General features: G+C 61.9%; 19 protein-coding genes. 2 read left to right on the top strand and 17 right to left on the bottom strand.

The features are described 5' to 3' along the window. Nucleotides 1–41: 41 nt before the first annotated feature. The 13 genes from FHU41_RS14750 to modA form a co-directional block, all read right to left on the bottom strand. Entirely contained in the window at nucleotides 42–1151 is a 1110-nt protein-coding gene (locus FHU41_RS14750) for a glycoside hydrolase family 172 protein (protein ID WP_179390353.1), read from the bottom strand. A gap of 290 nt (nucleotides 1152–1441) precedes the next feature. Beyond that, nucleotides 1442–3133, bottom strand: coding sequence for a ribonuclease J (locus FHU41_RS14745; protein WP_179390352.1), 1692 nt, complete (start codon nucleotides 3131–3133; stop codon nucleotides 1442–1444). Beyond that, nucleotides 3130–4038, bottom strand: a complete 909-nt coding sequence (gene dapA, locus FHU41_RS14740; RefSeq protein ID WP_179390351.1) for a 4-hydroxy-tetrahydrodipicolinate synthase — start codon at nucleotides 4036–4038, stop codon at nucleotides 3130–3132. The genes FHU41_RS14745 and dapA overlap by 4 nt, the downstream gene beginning before the upstream one ends. A 53-nt stretch (nucleotides 4039–4091) precedes the next feature. Beyond that, entirely contained in the window at nucleotides 4092–4889 is a 798-nt protein-coding gene (locus FHU41_RS14735; protein ID WP_179390350.1) for an alpha/beta fold hydrolase, read from the bottom strand. After that, complete coding sequence (locus tag FHU41_RS14730) at nucleotides 4873–5358, bottom strand: hypothetical protein (RefSeq protein ID WP_179390349.1); 486 nt, start codon at nucleotides 5356–5358, stop codon at nucleotides 4873–4875. The genes FHU41_RS14735 and FHU41_RS14730 overlap by 17 nt, the downstream gene beginning before the upstream one ends. 45 nt (nucleotides 5359–5403) lie before the next feature. After that, nucleotides 5404–6153 carry a 4-hydroxy-tetrahydrodipicolinate reductase gene (gene dapB, locus FHU41_RS14725; protein WP_179390348.1) on the bottom strand — a complete coding sequence of 250 codons (750 nt, stop codon included), beginning with the start codon at nucleotides 6151–6153 and terminating at the stop codon, nucleotides 5404–5406. A 116-nt stretch (nucleotides 6154–6269) separates the two neighbouring features. Continuing rightward, nucleotides 6270–6701: a molybdenum cofactor biosynthesis protein MoaE gene (locus FHU41_RS14720; RefSeq protein ID WP_179390347.1), complete on the bottom strand. Its 432-nt coding sequence runs from the start codon at nucleotides 6699–6701 to the stop codon at nucleotides 6270–6272. After that, the gene (locus FHU41_RS14715) at nucleotides 6691–7167 is read right to left on the bottom strand and encodes a MogA/MoaB family molybdenum cofactor biosynthesis protein (protein ID WP_179390346.1); all 477 of its coding nucleotides are present in this window, start codon (nucleotides 7165–7167) and stop codon (nucleotides 6691–6693) included. Before FHU41_RS14715 ends, FHU41_RS14720 begins: the two co-directional genes overlap by 11 nt. Then, the gene (moaC, locus tag FHU41_RS14710) at nucleotides 7164–7700 is read right to left on the bottom strand and encodes a cyclic pyranopterin monophosphate synthase MoaC (RefSeq protein ID WP_179390345.1); all 537 of its coding nucleotides are present in this window, start codon (nucleotides 7698–7700) and stop codon (nucleotides 7164–7166) included. Before moaC ends, FHU41_RS14715 begins: the two co-directional genes overlap by 4 nt. Beyond that, nucleotides 7688–8869 carry a molybdopterin molybdotransferase MoeA gene (locus tag FHU41_RS14705; protein ID WP_179390344.1) on the bottom strand — a complete coding sequence of 394 codons (1182 nt, stop codon included), beginning with the start codon at nucleotides 8867–8869 and terminating at the stop codon, nucleotides 7688–7690. The genes moaC and FHU41_RS14705 overlap by 13 nt, the downstream gene beginning before the upstream one ends. 59 nt (nucleotides 8870–8928) lie before the next feature. Beyond that, nucleotides 8929–10452, bottom strand: a complete 1524-nt coding sequence (locus tag FHU41_RS14700; protein WP_179390343.1) for a molybdopterin-dependent oxidoreductase — start codon at nucleotides 10450–10452, stop codon at nucleotides 8929–8931. Beyond that, a complete protein-coding gene (locus tag FHU41_RS14695) occupies nucleotides 10449–11270 on the bottom strand; it encodes a molybdate ABC transporter permease subunit (RefSeq protein WP_179390342.1) in 822 nt (273 codons plus the stop codon). The genes FHU41_RS14700 and FHU41_RS14695 overlap by 4 nt, the downstream gene beginning before the upstream one ends. Before the next feature lie 3 nt (nucleotides 11271–11273). Beyond that, nucleotides 11274–12164, bottom strand: a complete 891-nt coding sequence (gene modA, locus FHU41_RS14690; protein WP_179390341.1) for a molybdate ABC transporter substrate-binding protein — start codon at nucleotides 12162–12164, stop codon at nucleotides 11274–11276. A 91-nt stretch (nucleotides 12165–12255) separates the two neighbouring features. Between modA and moaA the strand changes: the two genes are divergently transcribed. Continuing rightward, nucleotides 12256–13323 (top strand): GTP 3',8-cyclase MoaA, encoded by a 1068-nt coding sequence (gene moaA, locus FHU41_RS14685; protein WP_179390340.1) that lies wholly within the window; start codon nucleotides 12256–12258, stop codon nucleotides 13321–13323. Nucleotides 13324–13325: 2 nt separating this feature from the next. Beyond that, entirely contained in the window at nucleotides 13326–13592 is a 267-nt protein-coding gene (locus FHU41_RS14680; RefSeq protein ID WP_179390339.1) for a MoaD/ThiS family protein, read from the top strand. A gap of 72 nt (nucleotides 13593–13664) precedes the next feature. Here FHU41_RS14680 and FHU41_RS14675 read toward each other — a convergent pair whose 3' ends face one another. The 4 genes from FHU41_RS14675 to FHU41_RS14660 all read right to left on the bottom strand — a co-directional run bounded on the left by FHU41_RS14675 (nucleotide 13665) and on the right by FHU41_RS14660 (nucleotide 19029). Continuing rightward, nucleotides 13665–15020 carry an insulinase family protein gene (locus tag FHU41_RS14675; RefSeq protein WP_179390496.1) on the bottom strand — a complete coding sequence of 452 codons (1356 nt, stop codon included), beginning with the start codon at nucleotides 15018–15020 and terminating at the stop codon, nucleotides 13665–13667. Nucleotides 15021–15045: 25 nt separating this feature from the next. Beyond that, nucleotides 15046–17289 (bottom strand): polyribonucleotide nucleotidyltransferase, encoded by a 2244-nt coding sequence (locus tag FHU41_RS14670; protein ID WP_179390338.1) that lies wholly within the window; start codon nucleotides 17287–17289, stop codon nucleotides 15046–15048. A gap of 213 nt (nucleotides 17290–17502) precedes the next feature. Beyond that, the gene (gene rpsO, locus FHU41_RS14665; protein ID WP_179390337.1) at nucleotides 17503–17772 is read right to left on the bottom strand and encodes a 30S ribosomal protein S15; all 270 of its coding nucleotides are present in this window, start codon (nucleotides 17770–17772) and stop codon (nucleotides 17503–17505) included. 276 nt (nucleotides 17773–18048) lie between these two features. Next, nucleotides 18049–19029 carry a bifunctional riboflavin kinase/FAD synthetase gene (locus tag FHU41_RS14660; RefSeq protein WP_179390336.1) on the bottom strand — a complete coding sequence of 327 codons (981 nt, stop codon included), beginning with the start codon at nucleotides 19027–19029 and terminating at the stop codon, nucleotides 18049–18051. Nucleotides 19030–19037 lie beyond the last annotated feature (8 nt).

Raw genomic sequence — 19037 nt, 5'->3', positions numbered from 1 at the left:
CTTTTATTCGAGGCGACGATCAATGGGAGGTTCAGTCAAGTTCAGCTCAGCGGTTCCATGGGCTCGCCCGCAAGTTCCAGTTCATCGGCGCTGGGAAACTCCGGACGTTTCGCCGCAGGCCTATCCAGGTAGAAATAAGAGGTCGAGGCAATATCGTCGCGCAGGGGGTTATAGCGGTGCCGGGAACGCCAGCCCAGGGCCTGAATATCGACCGTGAGATCCTGCTGAAAGTGAATCGGATCGAGGATGTGCCAGCGGTACAGCCCAAAGCGCTGCTGGGAGTGATACAGCCCGTCCGGTCGGATCACCTGGGGCATTCCTAAATAGGGCGTGTTGTACTCGGTGTAACCCTGGCCAGGCACATCAAAGTTCCAAGCACCGCCGAAGTAATCCTCGGTGCCGGTACCGGCAATGGTCGGCCAGGAGCCATCGGCCTGTTCGGTATCGCCGTCCAGATAGAACTTGATCTCTCCCTCACCCCACCAGCCGGGGCTATTCACGCCCCAGGCCAGGTAGGTTCCAACGTAGTGGCCCTGGCCCTGGATACCGGTCAGAATCGGATGCGTCTGTCTGTCCGGCAGCGGATTGGAGCGGCGGTACTGGGCGTGGAAGTATCCTGCCCCGGCTACCTCTTCGGGGTTCTCATAGCTTTCGTAGCTCACCTGGTAGTAGAGCGTGGCCTGGTTCTCCACCAGGTTCTCCACGGTGATCCTGGCAGCCTGGCTAAAGGGCATCGGCCAGTAGGAGTTGAAGCCGCCATGCGGATTCGCCGCGATCATCGCCGAGGAGACCTGGGCGAAACGTCCCCAACCATTGGCGAAGAAATCCCCCAGCGGCACCTCGACGGCGGGTTCCTCCGAGCCGTCCCAGTAGGCTCTGAGCACCAGACTGCGCCAGTGATCGCGATGTGTGGTGAGCCAAATATGGGTGATCTTGCCTGGACCATCGATTTTGGCGAGTTCGAAAGTGGAACGTCCGGCAATATCGACCGAAGGTGAAACCTTCCAACCAACACCCAGATCGATAGCGCATTCGGCACCGGTGCCCTCGGTGGCCCTGCCCCCGCCGCCCTTGGAGCCATCAAAATTTTCCGGGGAAATGGAACGGCTCTGCACCTTGCGAAGCTTGGAAATATCCTGCTGGGGAAGCATCTTTGCTCAACCTCTCGACGAGTAATCGTTTACAGAAACGCTAAGGCAAGCCGCGGAGTCAAGTCAAGAGCACGGCGGTGTTCTATGAATATTTTGCTCTTCGCGCCCGGTAAACGATTTCTTAACCGTGACCAATCCTCGATAAACTCTCGGGATAGTCCACTAGCTTCGGGATAGTCCACTAGCCGTTCAATGGACTATCCCGAAGTCAATGAGCTATCGCGAAAAAGACGCCTCACTAAGTCGGGCAGAAACTGGTTACCCCGGGCACGATGACCCGGCGCTGCGGCTTAGGCTTCCAGGACCACCGGGACGATCATCGGGCGGCGACGCAAGCGCCGATTCACCCAGGTGCCCACCACCCGGCGAACCACTTGCTGCAACTGATAGGTGGTGTGATCCGTCGAAGCCGTGACAGCCTCTTCCAAAGCCGCGTTGATCTTCGGAATGATCTCGTCGAAGACCGAATCGTCCTCGGCCACGCCGCGGGCGTGAATTTCCGGACCGGAGACGATCTTGCCGGTTGTTTTATTCACCACGGTGACAATCGAAATAAAGCCTTCATCGCCCAGCACCCGGCGATCCTTCAAATCGGTTTCGGTCACCTCGCCAATGCTGGTTCCGTCCACATAGACGAAGCCGCATTCCACCTGGCCGACAATCCGGGCTTGGTGGTCCTTCAGATCCACCACGGTGCCGCCGTCGGTCAACAAGACATTCTCGGCCGGTACACCGCTGCTCTGCGCGATCCGACCATTAGCAATCAGGTGCCTGGTTTCACCGTGCACCGGCATCACGTTACGAGGTTGGATGATGTTGTAGCAGTAGAGCAGCTCGCCCGCTGCGGCGTGTCCGGAGACGTGCACCTTGGCATTGCCCTTGTGGATCACATCGGCACCTAGCTTGAGCAGGCCGTTGATCACCCGGAAGACCGCGTTTTCATTACCGGGGATCAGCGAGGAAGCCAGGATCACGGTATCCCCCTGCCCTACCTGCACCCGGTGGTCGCCGTTAGCCATCCGGGACAGGGCTGCCATTGGCTCACCCTGGGATCCGGTGCTCATCAGCACCACCTGGTTATCCGGCAGATTGTCGACATTCTTGAGATCCACCAAAATGCCCGGCGGCACCTCAAGGTAGCCCAATTGCGAGGCGATGCCCATATTGCGCACCATTGAACGCCCCACAAAGGCCACCTTGCGGCCGTGCAGCGCCGCCGCATTGAGCACTTGCTGAACCCGGTGCACATGGGAGGAGAACGAAGCCACAATGATCCGCTTCTCAGCCTGCCCGAAGAGCCGGTCCAGGGTGGGGCCGATCTCCCGCTCCGCCGTGGTGAAGCCGGGCACGTCGGCATTGGTGGAGTCCACCATGAACAGGTCTACGCCCTCTTCGCCCAGCCGAGCGAAGGCCCGCAAATCGGTGATCCGATTGTCCAGGGGCAACTGATCCATTTTGAAGTCCCCGGTGTGCAGCACATTGCCGCCCGCGGTACGAATGAAAACCGCCAGCGCATCCGGGATGGAGTGATTGACCGCGACAAACTCGCATTGGAACGGCCCGAACTGCTCGATCTGCCCCTCTTTGACCGCCATGGTGTAGGGCTTGATCCGGTGTTCTTGCAGCTTGGCTTCGATCAGCGCCAGCGTCAATTGCGAACCGATCAGTGGGATATCTTTGCGCAGTCGGAGCAGATAGGGAACGGCTCCGATATGGTCCTCGTGTCCGTGCGTGAGCACCACGGCGACCACATCGTCAAGCCGATCTTCGATATAGGAGAAATCGGGAAGGATCAGGTCCACCCCGGGTTGGGTCTCTTCGGGGAAAAGCACCCCGCAGTCCACAATGAGCAGTTTGCCGTCAATTTCGAAGACGGCCATATTCCTACCGATCTCCCCCAGCCCGCCCAAGGGAACAACCCGCAGGGTTCCCGGTTTGAGGGCAGGTGGGGTCCGTAGGCCTGGCTGAGCTACTTGGGTCATTCGCTAAATTCCATTCCGGCCTCTTCTAGATCGGCCTTAATGACGGCGATTTCAGCGCCGCTCGGTTCCACCAGTGGCAATCTGACCACTGAGTTCGGCAGGACTCCCTGCCACTTCAAAATCTGCTTGGCTGCAACGGCACCCTGGACCCGCGTCATCACGCCACGAACCAGCGGATCGAGTTCAAAGTGCAGGCCGCGCGCGGTCTGGAAGTCTCCGCTCTGCGCAGCGTCGATCAGAGCCCGGAACTTCTTGGTAGCCACATGCGTGGTCACCCCGACTAACCCGACCGCTCCGGCCACCATCCAGGGCAAGGTCAGGCCGTCGTCGCCGGAATAGACCAAGAGGTCGGTGTTCGCCAGCACCCGGGTGGTCGCCGCGAAGTCTGCTTTGGCGTCCTTGAGCGCAATGATCTGCGGGTGATCGGCTAGCCGAATCAAGGTTTCGGTGGCAATCGGGATGGCGCTGCGTCCGGGGATGTCGTACACCATCACGGGCAGTTCGGTGGAGGAGGCAATGGCCTCGAAATGCGCCTGCACCCCGGCTTGGCTGGGCTTGTTGTAGTACGGAGTGACGATGAGTAAGCCATCGACTCCCAGCTTCGCCGCCCGCTGGGAGAGCGAAACGGAATGCTTAGTGTCATTGGTCCCGGTACCGGCAATGATCGCGGCGCGGTCGCCCACCGCTTCCTTTACGGTGCGGAACATGGCGAGGTTTTCCTCGTCCGTCAGCGTGGAGGTCTCCCCCGTGGTTCCGGTCACCACCAAGCCGTCGCAACCGTCGTCTACCAGCTTGACCGCAAGCGCCGCAGCTAGCTGGTAGTCAACCTCACCTTCAGCGGTGAAAGGCGTGACCATAGCGGTCAGCAGCGTGCCGAAGGGAGACGTACCAGTTTGCAGGGCCATAGGTAAAACGTTACCCGCTCGGAGTGACAATAGTGGAAAGTCGGGAAGAAACCTCAGTTGTGCGCGGCCAGAAAGGGCTCGACGGCGGCCAGCACCTCAGCGGGTGGGAAGAGCGTGTCGCCGTGGTCCCGGCCGGGCAGCTCAAGCAACCGGGCATCCGGCATCAACTCGACAGCACGGCGCGAATCAGCCAGCCGACGGGTGTCCAAGGTGCCAGCAAGCAGCAGGGTAGGCACCGAGAAATCAGCTAGATCCTGCTCGGAAATCCCCTCGCCTGCCTCGGTCTGAGCGAAATACGCACGGAGCGCCACCGGGTCATTGGACATAAAAGCCATCCGGGTGACCGGATCCACCGGATGCCCGATCCGGGCCTCCCAGCCCGCCACGAAGCCCCTCATCCCCTCGGCGGCCAGGGCAGTATCGTAATCGGGGAAGAACAACTCCGCGATAGAACCGGCGAATATTCGGTAGGTGCCCGCCGCCGAGACAAAGGAAAGCATCCGTTCCGGAGCCGATACGCCAAGCGAGAATCCGATCCGGGCGCCAAAAGAGTAGCCGAAATAATGCGCGGCTGGCAGTTCTGCAGCATCCAGCACAGCCTGCACATCGAGCAGTACCCGTTCCATCTCGTAGTCCGTGGCTTGGCCGGGTTTGTCGCTGCGGCCATGGCCGCGCAAGTCCATGGTGATGATACGATAGTCGACCCCGAGAGCCTTGACGTAACCCATCCCGCGCCAGACCGCCTTGGAGAGGGCACTGCCGTGCACCAGCAGCAGTGGCTCCCCCGCCCGGTTGCCGTGTTCCTCCCAGGCCAGCCGTACGCCGTCGTGCGGATTAACTGCCTGCCGCATGCTGCTCCTGTCCCGGGCCTTCGGCTTCTTTGTTCCCACGGAACAAGGCGATTGCATCCCGCATTGCCGAGCGGGCACGCTTCCGGTCCCCCGCCGCGTCATAGGCGCAGGAGAGCTTGAACCAGGAGCGCCAGTTTTCCGGAGCTGCTTCGGCCTCCTTTTGATACTTGAGGAATTCCGCGTCGGCGGCTTCCCGGACAATCCTGCCGCCTGGGGTGCGGGGCAGGTCATCCACCGGCAAGCCGCCCTCGGACTCCAGAATGCCGGCCAGCTTCTCCATCCTGGCACCGAAGAGCAGTTCACGGATCATTGCCCAGGCACCGATAGGAGGCAGCACAATAAGTGCTGCGCCGAGAATCTTGGCAATCGGGTTCGGATCACTCAGCAGCAAAATCGAACGCTGCATCAGAACTACCAGGTAGAACAAGAGCAGCAGGCAGATCAGGCCGACCCAGATTTTCGTGCGCATTCAGTCAAACTCCAGTTCTTCGGAAAGTCGGCAGCCCTCAGGCGATTAGTCCAGGTCCAGGTATCCGTCGAGGCCGAAGGTCAGCCCCGGACGGCTCGTCACCGTGCGAACCCCGATCAGCACGCCAGGCATAAAAGAAGCCTGGCCAAAAGAGTCGTGCCGCAGGCTCAGTTGTTCTCCTTCGGAGCCAAACAGCACCTCTTGATGTGCGTACAGCCCGGCTAGCCGGACCGAGTGCACCGGTACGCCGTCCACGGAAGCACCCCGGGCGCCGTCGAGAGCCTTCTCGGTGCTATCCGGGGCTGCGGGCAACCCCTTCCGGGCTTGGGCAATCAGCTGCGCGGTGCGGAGCGCGGTGCCCGAGGGTGCGTCTACCTTATGCGGATGGTGCAGTTCGATGATCTCCACCGAGTCAAAGTATTTGGCGGCTTTGGCGGCGAAACTACTGGCCAGCACCGAGCCCAGGGCGAAATTGGGCGCGATCAGCACCCCAACCTCCGGATGTTCGGCCAGCAGCGCTCGCAGCGAGTCCTGTTTGGCACTGCCCCAACCGGTGGTGCCCACCACGGCGTGAATGCCATGTTCGACGGCGAAGCGGACATTGGCTTCGGAGGAGTCCGGGACGGTCAGCTCAATGAGCACCTGCGCTTCGGTTTCAAGCAGGCGTTCCAGCGGATCGGTACGGCCCAGGGCGGCGACTAGTTCAAGATCCTCCGCTTTTTCCACCGCTTGAACCGCGGCCTGGCCCATCCGGCCACCGGCTCCCAGCACCGCAACGCGCAACTTTTCCGTCATCTCTCCAGCTTAAGGGACCACAGCTTGACAGGCCGCGCGAGTTCGCGTGTCACCCACCAATTCGCCCGCAAAAACAGGCGAATCCGCGATCAAGGCACGAACTCGCGCTACCGGGGTTAGATGCCGACCCACTCGACGGTGCCATCGGTGAAGAATTGTTCCTTCCAGATCGGCACCTGCGCCTTGATTCGGTCCACCAGGGTGGAACAGACCTCGAAGGCCAGCCCCCGATGAGCCGCAGCCACCGCACAAACCAGCGCCGGGTCCCCTATTTTCAGATCACCCAAACGGTGCTCTGCCCAGATCCGCAGCCTGCCGTCCTCCGGTGCGTACTCCGCCACTATTTCCTCCAGCAAGGCTGTCAGCACGGTCTCGGCGCTAGGATGCGCCGTGTAGCTGAGCGAACTGACGTCCTTGCCGCCGTCGTGATTGCGAACCACCCCGGAGAAACCAACCACGGCGCCGCAGTCGGCAGCCTCCACGGCTTGCAAAGCCCGATCCAAGCTAATCGGTTCCGCAGCCAGCGCTGCATGGCTCTCAATGCTCATGATGACCTTCGATCTGATCCAAGGCGTGCGCCAACAAGGGTTCCAGTACGGCCAGCCCATCCTTTATGCCGCCCGTCGAGCCGGGCAGATTGACCACCAGAGTGCCACTTGCCACCCCGGCATAGCCGCGGCTGAGCGCAGCCATCGGCGTTTTCTGCAGCCCGGCGGCCCGGATCGCTTCCATTAGACCAGGGATCTCGCGGTCCAGCAGCGGCAGCGTCACCTCCGGAGTGCGATCGTCGGGCGTTAGCCCGGTGCCCCCGGTGGTCAGCACGACGGCGGCACCGGCCTGGATGAGCCCGGAGACTGCCGCCCCCACAGGTTCGCCATCGGGCACGATCCGTGGTTCAAGAACGGTGAACCCTTGTTCCGCCAACCACTTTGCCAGCACCGGAGCGCTGGTATCTGCGCGCTCGCCGCTGGCCGCCCGGGTGGAGGCCACCACGATCCCGGCAGTCCGTTTCATCGGGCGTCGCCTTCGGCGGGGTAGCCAGCGGCGCGGAAGTCGCCGCTCTTGCCACCGGACTTGCTGAGCAGCTTGACCTGGCCGATCTCCGCAGCCTTATCGACGGCTTTAATCATGTCGTAGAGGGTGAGCGCGGCGACGCTGGCAGAGGTGAGCGCCTCCATCTCCACCCCGGTCACCCCGCGAGTGCGCACCGTGGCCACGACCGTAATAGAATCCGCAGCCAGTTCGAAGTCCACACTCGCCTTGCTGAGCGCGAGCGGATGGCAGAGTGGGATCAATTCGGAGGTCTTCTTCGCCGCCATGATTCCGGCCACCCTGGCCACCGCGAGCGCATCACCCTTGGGTAGCCCGCCCTGTGTGAGCAGATTGAGCACCTCGTCCGTGGTGCTCAAGATGGCTTGAGCGCGTGCTTCACGGCTGGTTTCCGGCTTGGCTGAGACGTCGACCATCTGGGCTTCGCCGGCCGCGTTCAGATGGGTGAGCTCCCCGGTTTCGGCCGGGAGGTTTTGGCTTTGGTTCATAGCAGCCATACTTCCACTTCTTCCTCTGCTTCTAGGGCAGTCAACCCCACCGGCAGCTGTACCAGGGCATTTGCCGTCGAAAGCGCATGCAGCAGGTGAGAGCCGGGTCCGCCCAGCAGTTCCACCGTTCCCGCCTGGAAAAAACCACGGCGCACTTGGTGCTTGGCCTCCGGGCTACTCACCGCCGAGGTGATTCGCGCCCGGACCACGGTTCGTGGACCGGCCAGTAGCGGTCGCAAGAACATCTCGAAGGAAACCAGGGTGCTCACCGGATTACCCGGAAAGCCGAGGAACGGAAGCCTGACGCCAGAAGCCGTTGGCACCGCGCCGATAGCCTGCGGCCCGCCCGGCTGCATGGCTACTGAGTGGAATTCAACCTTGCCCGCGAGTGCCTGCTTCACCACTTCGTAGGCGCCCTGGCTGATCCCACCGGTGCTGATGAGCAGGTCCACATCCTCAAGGCGGTTCAGCGTGGCAGCCAATTCTGCCGGGTCATCGGGCAACGAGGGCAAGACCCTCAGCTGTGCACCCGCCTCTACCAAGGCGGTGCCCAGTAGTGTGCTGTTGGCATCGTAGATAGCTCCCGGCCGGAGCGGCTGGCCCGGCGGTAAGACCTCATCTCCGGTGCTCAGCAGCGTCACCCGGGGTCGTCGTCGGACCTGTAGTTCGGCTAAGCCCAGCGCGGCCGCCAGACCCAACTGCGCCGGTCCCAGACGGGTACCAGCCCGCAGCGCGAGCTGGCCCGCAGCGAGGTCGCTGCCCGCTCGGCGAATGAAATGGTCCGTCGGGACGGAGGGCAGCCGAACCTGCGCGCCCGGTTCCAGGAAGCGGGCGGGCTCTGCCAACTCAACCGGCACCACGGCGTCTGCTCCAGCCGGTATTTTGGCTCCCGTCATAATCGGAGCGGCCTGACCCGAGGCCAGTTCGGCTGGATTACTGCCCGCCGGGATAGTCGCAGCCACAAAAAGTGAAGCACCGCTCTCCGCGGCACGCAGCACATAGCCGTCCATCTGGGAGTTATCAAAGGGCGGTAGATCAATAGGAGCCAGCAGGTCCGCAAACAGAACCCTGTGCAGCGCCTCTCGCAGCGGCACGGTTTCGGCCTCACTGTCCAACTGTGCGAACAGCGGGGCGAGCAACTCGGCCACATCCCGTTGATGCTCGGAGACGGTTCTCATAGCCCTATTCTTACAGTTTCTTGCAGTTCTCAGCCCAGCGGTTCCCGGCCCAGCGAAGTTCAGGAGGCAGTCACGGAAATTTGATGGTACCCACTGGAACCATCGGGAGCGGGTGGTGCCGAATCTGCGCTCTGCAGCACCCCGGAGCCATCGGTGCTGCGGACCTGAACTTGATGTTGGCCGGAGGCGAGTTGGAGTTCTGCTCGCCATTGCAGCCAACTGTCCTTGGAGATCCCGGTGGCCAGTTGCGCAGGCTGCCACCCGCCGCCGTCGAGCTTGACCTCCACCTTGCTGATGCCTTTGCCTTGAGCCCAAGCCATTCCGGCGAAAACCACCTTTCCCGCACTCACCGAAGCCCCCTGCCGGGGCGTATCGATCCGGGAGGACTGCTTAATGGGTCCATGATCGGACCAGCCACGAGTGGACCAATAGGCGACGTCGGCGGCAAAGGTAGTGACCTTCAGCTCGGTCAGCCATTTGGTCGCCGAGACGTAGCCGTAGAGTCCCGGGACAATCAGCCGGGCCGGGAATCCATGTTCCAAGGGCAGGAATTCCCCGTTCATGGCCACCGCGATCAAGGCATCACGCTGATCGGTCATCGCCTCAAGCGGGGTACTCGCAGTGAAGCCATCGGTACTGCGGGAAAGCACCATATCCGCACCGGACTTCACCCCCGCCCTAGCCAGCAACTCACGCACCGGCCAGCCCAACCAGCGGGCGTTGCCGATCAGATCGCCCCCCACCTCATTGGAGACGCAGGCGATGGTGACATAGCGCTCCACCATCGGCTGGCTCAGCAACTCGCTCAGGTTCAGAGTGACCTCTCGGTCTACCAAACCGGTGACCTTGAGTTGCCAATCGTCCGGATTGACCACCGGAACCGAAAGCGCGGTATCTATCCGGTAAAACTGCTGATTCCCGGTGACCAGATCGCTGATGCCGGGTACTGGCAGCCGGGCGCTGGCCGGAATGGCGGGGGCGGGGTTCGCCGGGACGGGCAGCAATAACTTGTCCCGAGCACCCTGATAGGCGGCCTGCGAACCGCGCAGGGCTGCGGTGGCCAAGGCGGCGAGGAGCAGGCCAAGCCCGCTCCTGGTCACGGTGCGCAGGAAGGCACGGCGACCGTTGGCGGCCGCTGGCGCTGCCTGCCAGCCGCGCAATTTAGCTACCGAGATCCGCAGTAACAAGATCCCTACGACGGCGGCCACCAGCGGGGAGAGCAACGCCACCGGGGCGGCTTGCGCCCGGCTGAGCACTGCCAGTACCCCGAGCACGCCGAAGATACCGACCCCGACCTGTCCCCAGTTCTTCTTCCGCAGCTCTAGCACGCCGGCCAACCCAGCGAGCAGCACCACGATAACGCACATCGCGAGTAGGAAAACGGTCTTATCCGAGGTGCCGAAAAGAGAGATGGCCCAGTCCTTCACCCCGGGCGGAAGCGCATCGATCACCACCCCACCCACCGCTGTCAAGGCGGAAACGGAGGGGCTGAGAAAGCCCGCGACCAATTCGGAAAGCAGTAGGCCCAAGCCCACCGAAATTACTCCGCAGAGTGCGGACCACCAGTTCCAAGAGCTTTTCATCGCGGCGCCTCCTTGGCATTGCCGATCAGCAATCTTCCGGTGCTCACCCGCGCCAAGAGCAGCACAATAATGTAAATGCCAATCAGCATCAAGGAAATTCCCAAGGCCGCCTCCGGCTGGTTCGAATTCAAGCTCAATTCGATCTGCAAGGGCAGCGTTCGGGTGCGCCCGGCAATCGATCCGGCAAAGGTAATGGTGGCGCCGTACTCCCCCAGCGAGCGAGCAAAAGCCAAAAGCGAACCAACTAAGATTCCGGGCAGCGCCAATGGCACAGTGATAAAGCGCAAGATCTGGCCGGCCTTGGCCCCGCTGGTGGCGGCCACCATCTCCATTTCCGGTTCGACGGCGTTCAGGCTAGTTAGCGCGGAAATCACAAAAAAGGGCAGTGAGACGAACACCTGCACCAAGATCACGGCCCAGGGACTGAAGCCAACATCAAGGCCACCATCGGCCAATAGCGAACCAAAGAGGCCGTTGCGACCCCAGAAGTAGAGCAGGGCGATCCCGGAAACCACAGGGGAAAGCACCAGCGGGATCAGCAATAGACCACGCATCAGAGAGATCCAGAAGCCCTTGAGCTTGCTCAGGATCACCGCCAGCGGCAAGCCCAGCAGGGCACATAAAACCGTCGAAACGCAGGCCGTAAAAAGCGACAGCACCAAGGACTGCAGGGCGTCTGGGCTGCTCAGCAGGGCTGGCAATTGGGTCCAGGGCGCTTTGACTAGCAAGGCAATCAGCGGACCAGCGCAGAGGAAGAGCGCTAAACCTGCCGGTAGCCACAGCCAGCGCGGCAGGGTGGACCGGATGAAATGCGGCATTTCCTATTTCGGCCCATACGAAGCGTTAGGGGTCTTCAGGCTGGAGCCCGTCGATTCCCCTGGACCGAAGCCCGCGGCTGCCAGGATTCCGGCGGCTTCGGAGCCCGCCAGCCAATTCCGAAAGGCCAGCACTCCGGGGCTCTTGGCACCCTCGACGGTGAGCGCAACCGGGTATTTATTGGGGCTCGTATCGTTCAGCGCAATGCTGCTCACACCCTGGTTGGCGGCAGACTTGGCATCGGTGCTGTATACGAAGCCAGCGTCCACCTGTCCGGTGTAAACCTTGGTCAGCACGGCCTTGACGTCGTTCTCCTGACTCGGTGACTTCAGCGATAGCCCGGCGGCGTCCAGCACGCGCTTCGCTGCCCGGCCGCAAGGCACCTCCGGAGCGCAGACCGCGATCTTATCGCTGGCAGCGGCATCTTGCAGTGAGCTGATCTTGCCGGGATTTCCCGGAGCGAGCGCCAGCACTATTTTATTGCTGGCAATAATGGTGCTGCCGGAGGCGAGCACGGGGTCGCTGGTCTTTGCTTGCAGCCCGGCGATGGAGGCCTCGTCCGCGGTGACCAGCACATCGGCCTTCGCCCCGGCGCTGAGTTGCTGGACCAGCTGGGAGCTAGCGGCATAGCTAAGTGTGAAGTCCACCTCCGGATGCTCCTGGTGATACTTATCGGTCAGTGTCTTCATCACCTCGGTCAAAGAAGCCGCCGCGAAAACCGTCACCTGAGCCTGCTGCGCCGAACCGCTCTGGCTGCCCGCCGTCGGGCTCCCGCTCGTCGCCGAGTTTGCCCCGGAGCAGGCCACCAGCCCGGAAAGCAGCAAGGCTGCGGTGGCCGTGACGGCAAGTGTGTTCCTAAGATTCCTGCCGCCGGTGAATGATCTGAGCGAGTCCATAGCACGAGCCTATGCTTTGCAAAGCCAAGCTGCACAGCCAAGAAGGAGATTAGCCGCCTCCAAGTGGGCTCCGGTGGCGTAGCGTAGAGGTATGGTTCTTAGCTCAGCTCCTATCCCGCTCGGCATGCCCGCGCGGGCGGAAGGGCTGATGGACCGATTCGGTCGGCGGGCCACCGATCTGCGCATTTCACTCACCGATAAGTGCAATCTTCGCTGCAGCTACTGTATGCCCGCCGAGGGCCTTGACTGGCTGCGGAAGTCCCAGGTGATGACCGCCGTCGAAATTCAGCGACTAGTCCGGATCGGGGTTGCCGATTTGGGTATCCGCGAACTCCGGCTGACCGGCGGTGAACCACTGGTCAGGGCAGATCTGGTGGAAATTATCGCTGGATTACGGGCCGAGAACCCCGAACTGCCCATTTCGATGACCAGTAATGCCGTGGGTCTGAGCCGTCGCGCCGCTGCCTTGAAAGCGGCCGGGCTGAGCCGGATCAATATCTCACTGGACTCGCTGCATGCGGAGACCTTTGCGCAGCTGACTCGGCGGCCCTTCCTCGATCAGGTACTTGAAGGCATTGAGGCGGCGCTTTCCGCCGGCCTTACCCCGCTCAAGGTCAACGCGGTACTGATGCGCGGAGTGAACGATGCCGAGGCCCCAGGTTTGCTGGGTTGGTGCCTGGAACGTGGAATTGAACTGCGTTTCATTGAGCAGATGCCCTTGGACGCCGATCACGGCTGGACCAGGGAAGGCATGGTCACGGCCGCCGAGGTCCGCAGCCTGCTCTCCGAACAGTTTGAGCTTTCCACCGATCCCGGGGACCGTGATGGTGCCCCGGCCGAACGCTTCGAGGTTCGCCGGATCGGCTCCGCAGAGTTGCTTGGCACGGTGGGGATCATCGCCTCGGTTACCGAACCATTCTGTGCGGATTGCCGGCGGACCCGGATCACGGCCGAGGGTAAGGTAATGAGCTGCCTATTCTCCCGCGAGGAGGTGGACCTGCTGGATCTATTGCGCTCCGGAGCCGACGACGAGGCGATAGCCGAGCGCTGGAAGCAGGCCATGTGGGCCAAGCCCAAGGCGCACGGCATGGATCATGTGGGCCTGGATTCCGCCGACTACGTTCAGTCCGACCGCAGCATGAGCGCGATCGGCGGCTGAAGGTGATTATCAGTTACTTCGCCGCTGCGCGGGCAGCTACCGGAATCGAGCAGGAAACCCTTGATTTGCCCGCTCCGCTGCCGTTCTCCGAGCTGCTGGAGCAACTGGCTAGGAGGCACCCCTCCCCGGCTAGTGTCGGCGTCCCAGCGCTCGCCGAGCTGCTAGGACGCTGTTCTTTTCTGCGCAACGAGGTGGCGCTGCGAGAGTTGGCAACAGTGGTTCGGAACGAGGATCTGATCGACGTGCTGCCACCCTTCGCTGGCGGCTAGCACACTCCGCCTTTGGCAGTTACCCAAGGATAGTTACTCAGCCTAGCTACTCAGGGCTGTCTCGGAGCTGTCTCAGAGTTCGAAAGTCTCGGTTTCCTCGAAGGGACCGACGACGGTCACCGTACGCGGAGCGGCAGCTAGTTCTTGCGCCAGTTCTTGGACCTGCGCGGCGGTCACCGCGCGAATCCGGTCCAGGGTTTGATCGATATCCAAGAACTCGCCAGAGACCAATTCGGCCCGGCCTAATCTGGACATCCGTGATCCGGTGTCCTCCAGAGCCAGCACAATTCCACCGGACAACTGTCCAATGGCTTTCTTCAGTTCCTGATCGGTAACTCCCTCAGCGGCAAGCTTCTCCAGCTCGGCCACCAGGAGCGAAAGCACCTGTTGTACCTTTTGCGGAGCACAACCCGCGTACATGCCGAAGTAGCCTGCATCCGCGTAGGCGGAGGCGAAGGAGTAGGTGGAATAGACCAGACCGCGCTTCTCCCGGATCTCTTGGAAAAGTCGGGAGGACATGCCGCCGCCCAGAATGGCGTTCAGCAAGCTCATCACGAAGCGTCGTTCATCGGTGGCCACAATCGAGGGGCAGCCGAGGATGATATTGGCTTGCTCCACCTGGCGCGGCACCACTTGCAGGCCCGCAGAACCATTGATCGAAACGAGATTGGTGTCCCGCCGGGCTACCGGGGTTGCTTGGGGATCAAGGCTCCAGCCGGCCTTTCGCAGCGCTTCCAGCACCTGCGCACAGACATCATCATGGTCCAGTCCGCCAGCAGCGGTGATCACCAGTTCTTCGGGACGATAGTAGCGCCGGTAGTGCTCCCAGACCGAGTCTCGGGAAACTGCCCGGATAGCTTCTGGAGTGCCACCAATGGGCCTGCCTAGCGGATGGATGCCCAGCACTGCCGCGACAAATTTCTCATGTGCCACGTCTGTGGGGTCGTCGCTATCCATCGCGATTTCTTCCAGGATAACCTCACGCTCGGCTTCGAGCTCTTGAGGATCCAGCACCGCGGAGGTAACCATATCGGCAATCACTTCGATTGCCATCGAGACATCGCTGTCCAGCACCCGGGCGTAGTAGCAGGTGCTCTCTTTTGCGGTGGCCGCATTGGACTCACCGCCCACCTCGTCAAAGGCGGAGGCGATCTCCAAGGCGGTGCGCCGAGAAGTTCCTTTGAAGAGCAGATGTTCCAAAAAGTGGGTTGAGCCGTGTTGGCTCTCGGCTTCGTCCCGAGAGCCAACACCAACCCAAAAGCCGATCGTCGCGCTGCGTTGACCAGGCATCGATTCCGTCAGCACCCGCACACCGCCGGGTAGAACCGAGCGGCGCACGACGGCGCCGCCCGGTTCCCCGGAGACTAGCTGGCTGACGGGTGCCTGGCCCGGCAAGGACTGCTCGCCTTGCAAGGACTTGGCGGAGATCAGCGGTAGTTGTTCAGCCAATAGCTTAGTTAGCCGCAACTTCAGCGGTTTCGGTGGCCTCTTCAGTGGCAGCCGATTCCGTGTCAGACTCCGCGATCACCGGGGAGAGCGAAAGCTTTCCACGGTCGTCGATCTTGGTGATTTCCACCTGGATCTTCTGGCCAACGGAGACCACGTCATCGACGTTGTCCACGCGCTTGCCATCGTTGATCTTGCGCAGCTCGGTGACGTGCAGCAGCCCGTCCTTGCCCGGGGTGAGCGAGATGAAAGCACCGAAGGTCGTGGTCTTCACCACGGTGCCCAGGTAACGCTCGCCGATCTCGGGGACCTGCGGGTTGGCGATCGCGTTGATCGCGGAGCGGGCGGCATCGGCCGAAGGACCGTTGGTCGCGCCGATGTACACCGTGCCGTCATCCTCGATCGAGATGTCCGCGCCGGTGTCCTCCTGGATCTGGTTGATCATCTTGCCCTTGGGCCCAATGACCTCGCCGATCTTGTCAACCGGGATCTTGACCGCGATAACGCGAGGCGCGAACTCGGAGAGCTCGTCCGGTACGTCAATCGCGGCGTTCAGCACGCCCAGGATGTGCAAGCGGGCTTCACGAGCCTGCTTGAGCGCGGCAGCCAGCACGGAGGCCGGGATGCCGTCGAGCTTGGTGTCGAGCTGGATCGCGGTGACGAACTCGGAAGTACCGGCCACCTTGAAGTCCATGTCACCGAAAGCATCTTCGGCACCGAGGATATCGGTCAGCGCGGCGTAGCGGGTCTGGCCATCGACCTGGTCGGAGACCAAGCCCATCGCAATACCGGCCACCGGAGCCTTGAGCGGCACACCGGCGTTGAGTAGCGACAGGGTGGAAGCACAGACCGAGCCCATCGACGTCGAACCGTTGGAGCCGAGAGCCTCGGAGACCTGACGGATCGCGTAAGGGAACTCTTCACGCGAGGGCAGCACCGGAACCAGGGCGCGCTCAGCGAGAGCACCGTGGCCGATTTCGCGGCGCTTGGGCGAACCCACCCGGCCGGTTTCACCGGTGGAGTACGGCGGGAAGTTGTAGTTGTGCATGTAACGCTTGCGGGTTACCGGCGAGAGCGAATCAATCTGCTGTTCCATCTTGAGCATGTTCAAGGTGGTGACGCCCATGATCTGGGTCTCGCCACGCTCGAAGATAGCCGAGCCGTGAACCCGAGGCAGTACCTCGACCTCGGCGGTGAGCTGGCGGATGTCCGTCAGGCCACGGCCGTCGATGCGGATCTGGTCCTTGAGGATGCGCTGACGCACAACCTGCTTGGTGACCGAGCGGAAAGCAGCGGAAAGCTCCTTTTCGCGGCCTTCGAACTGACCGGCAAGGTTAGCAATGACCTCGTCCTTGAGCGCGTCGGAGGCGTTGTCGCGCTCCTGCTTATCCGCGATCTGGAAGACCTCGGTGAGCTTGGCGGCGGCAGCAGCGTCAACGGCTGCGTACACGTCATCCTGGTAATCCAGGAAGATCGGGAACTCAACGGTTGGCTTGGCGGCGCGGGCAGCCAAATCGGCCTGAGCCTCGCACAGTGCCTTGATGAACGGCTTGGCAGCTTCCAGGCCCTCGGAAACGATCTCTTCGGTCGGCGCGGTGGCACCGTTTTCCTTGATCAAGTTCCAGGAGTTGTCGGTGGCTTCGGCCTCAACCATCATGATGGCGACGTCGTCACCGGCAACCCTGCCAGCAACCACCATGTTGAAGACGGCTTTTTCCATCTCGGAGTGGCGCGGGAACGCTACCCACTGGTCTTCGATCAAAGCAACGCGAACGCCGCCGATCGGGCCGGAGAACGGCAGACCGGAAAGCTGAGTGGACATCGAGGAGGCGTTGATAGCGACCACGTCGTACAGTTCGTCCGGGTTGATCGCCAGCACGGTGACCACGATCTGGACCTCGTTGCGCAAGCCCTTCACGAAGGCCGGGCGCAGCGGGCGGTCCATCAGGCGGCAAGCCAGAATCGCTTCGGTGGAGGGGCGGCCTTCACGACGGAAGAACGATCCGGGGATGCGGCCAGCGGCGTACATCCGCTCTTCCACATCCACGGTCAGCGGGAAGAAGTCGAAGCCTTCGCGCGGCTGCTTGCCCGCAGTGGTTGCGGACAGCAAGGCGGTGTCGTCATCGATGTAAACCATCGCTGCACCGGCAGCCTGCTGCGCGAGCCGACCGGTTTCAAAGCGGATAGTGCGTTTGCCAAAGCGACCGTTATCGATCACGGCTTCGGCGAATTGGATTTCGGGACCCTCCATAGAGAGTCACCTCCGTTTCTGTTCGACGGAGGGCATACCGGCCGTTCGAGACACCCGGTCTTCGATCGAGACCCACGGAATCCTGATGTCAGGATCCGGAGGTCACTACCGAGGACCGCGAATGTTCCTGCGTCCGGCGTGCCCGCCTAATAATTTTTCTTTGATCTAAGCAGGGCCGCATTCCGTCCCCGGAATGCGGCCCTGAAAAGCATGTTATCGACGCAGGCCGAGGCGCTCGATGAGCGCACGGTAGCGAGTGATATCAGTATCTTTCAAGTAGCTCAGCAAGCGCTTGCGACGGCCAACCAGGGCCATCAGACCACGACGGGTGTGGTGATCATGCTTGTGAACCTTAAGGTGTTCGGTCAGATCGGAAATGCGCTTGGAGAGCATTGCAACCTGGACCTCCGGCGAGCCGGTGTCACCTTCGCCGGTGGCGTATTCCTTGATGATTTCTTGCTTAACAGCGGCTTCTAATGCCACAGGTAACTCCTTGAGTTGTGCCGTGAATCCCTTTTGACCCTTCGTCAACGGGTGCGAGCTGCCCGATACTGTCGTCAGCTCGCGCGGACGGCACTCGGACACCAGGAAACCCAGCCGCCACGGACTGCAGCCGGATTTACCGTTCCAGTTTACTCTGCGGGTGAAGGTTATGTCGAAACAGCGGCCCCTCCCACCGCACTGTCCCGCGAGTTCGCGTTATGCCGCGAGTTCGCGCTTGCCTCTCGGGATCGCCTGTTAAGACGGGCGAACCCGAGACTAGGAAGCGAACTCGCGCGTATCGCCGTCACGGGTGTCGCGGGAGAGCAGAGCCCGGGCTTGCTCTACGTCCTTGCACATCTGCTCAACCAGGGCTTCGGGGCCGGTGTAGGCAACCATCCCCCGCAGCCGTTCGACGAACTCGACCGTGACGAACTGTCCGTAGAGATCGAATTCCTCCACTGCCTCCTCCGGCCGGTCCAGAACATGCGCCTCGACCTGCCTGCTCACGCCCTCGAAGGTTGGATTGCTACCCACCGAGATAGCAGCAGGCCAGCGCACCCCAGCTTGATCGATCAGCCAGCCTGCGTAGATGCCGTCCGCCGGGATGAAACCGGAAGCGTCGGCGGCCAAATTGGCGGTGGGGAATCCCAGCTCGCGGCCGCGGGCAGCCCCGTGCACCACTTCTCCGCGCATATGATGCGGACGGCCCAGTACCTCTGCCGCCGTTCCCACTTCGCCACGCTGCAGAGCCTCACGGACCCAGGTGGAGGAACAACGACGGTCGTCGCCGAACTCCTTGATCACCTCGACGTGGAAACCATACTTCTCGCCTAGCTCCTGCATGGTGGAAAGATCGCCAGCATTGTCGCGGCCAAAACGTACATCGTGGCCCACCACCACAACAGCGGCTCGCAAAGCTTCCACGAAGGTGGAGCGGACGAACTCCTCAGCGCTTTGCTGGGCGAACTCCAAGGTGTAGTTCAACACCAGGACGGCGTCGAGGCCGGTTCCAGCCATAATCGCCAGCCGGTCTTGCAGACTCATGATCTGGGCTGGTGCACTCTTGGGCCGGTGCACCTGTGCGGGCGGCGGGTCAAAAGTGATCGCTACCGCCCGAGCATCCCGCTTTTGGGCGGTGAGCACCAACTGACTGAGCACTTCCTGATGACCGCGGTGGACGCCGTCGAAATTGCCAAGGGTCACCACTGAGGGGCCGAAGTCTGCAGGCACTTCGGCAAGGCCGTTGAAATATTGCACGTATCTCA

The organism is Psychromicrobium silvestre (assembly GCF_013408295.1).
Lineage (GTDB): Bacteria > Actinomycetota > Actinomycetes > Actinomycetales > Micrococcaceae > Renibacterium > Renibacterium silvestre.
Note: the sequence above shows the minus strand (reverse complement) of the source record. Positions and strands in the feature narration are given on the sequence as shown.

Excerpts from the sequence above, each read along its gene's own strand:
- FHU41_RS14750 (WP_179390353.1), bottom strand. The coding sequence starts at position 1,151 with ATGCTTCCCCAGCAGGATATTTCCAAGCTTCGCAAGGTGCAGAGCCGT.
- FHU41_RS14745 (WP_179390352.1), bottom strand. The coding sequence starts at position 3,133 with ATGACCCAAGTAGCTCAGCCAGGCCTACGGACCCCACCTGCCCTCAAA.
- dapA (WP_179390351.1), bottom strand. The coding sequence starts at position 4,038 with ATGGCCCTGCAAACTGGTACGTCTCCCTTCGGCACGCTGCTGACCGCT.
- FHU41_RS14735 (WP_179390350.1), bottom strand. The coding sequence starts at position 4,889 with ATGCGGCAGGCAGTTAATCCGCACGACGGCGTACGGCTGGCCTGGGAG.
- FHU41_RS14730 (WP_179390349.1), bottom strand. The coding sequence starts at position 5,358 with ATGCGCACGAAAATCTGGGTCGGCCTGATCTGCCTGCTGCTCTTGTTC.
- dapB (WP_179390348.1), bottom strand. The coding sequence starts at position 6,153 with ATGACGGAAAAGTTGCGCGTTGCGGTGCTGGGAGCCGGTGGCCGGATG.
- FHU41_RS14720 (WP_179390347.1), bottom strand. The coding sequence starts at position 6,701 with ATGAGCATTGAGAGCCATGCAGCGCTGGCTGCGGAACCGATTAGCTTG.
- FHU41_RS14715 (WP_179390346.1), bottom strand. The coding sequence starts at position 7,167 with ATGAAACGGACTGCCGGGATCGTGGTGGCCTCCACCCGGGCGGCCAGC.
- moaC (WP_179390345.1), bottom strand. The coding sequence starts at position 7,700 with ATGGCTGCTATGAACCAAAGCCAAAACCTCCCGGCCGAAACCGGGGAG.
- FHU41_RS14705 (WP_179390344.1), bottom strand. The coding sequence starts at position 8,869 with ATGAGAACCGTCTCCGAGCATCAACGGGATGTGGCCGAGTTGCTCGCC.
- FHU41_RS14700 (WP_179390343.1), bottom strand. The coding sequence starts at position 10,452 with ATGAAAAGCTCTTGGAACTGGTGGTCCGCACTCTGCGGAGTAATTTCG.
- FHU41_RS14695 (WP_179390342.1), bottom strand. The coding sequence starts at position 11,270 with ATGCCGCATTTCATCCGGTCCACCCTGCCGCGCTGGCTGTGGCTACCG.
- modA (WP_179390341.1), bottom strand. The coding sequence starts at position 12,164 with ATGGACTCGCTCAGATCATTCACCGGCGGCAGGAATCTTAGGAACACA.
- moaA (WP_179390340.1), top strand. The coding sequence starts at position 12,256 with ATGGTTCTTAGCTCAGCTCCTATCCCGCTCGGCATGCCCGCGCGGGCG.
- FHU41_RS14670 (WP_179390338.1), bottom strand. The coding sequence starts at position 17,289 with ATGGAGGGTCCCGAAATCCAATTCGCCGAAGCCGTGATCGATAACGGT.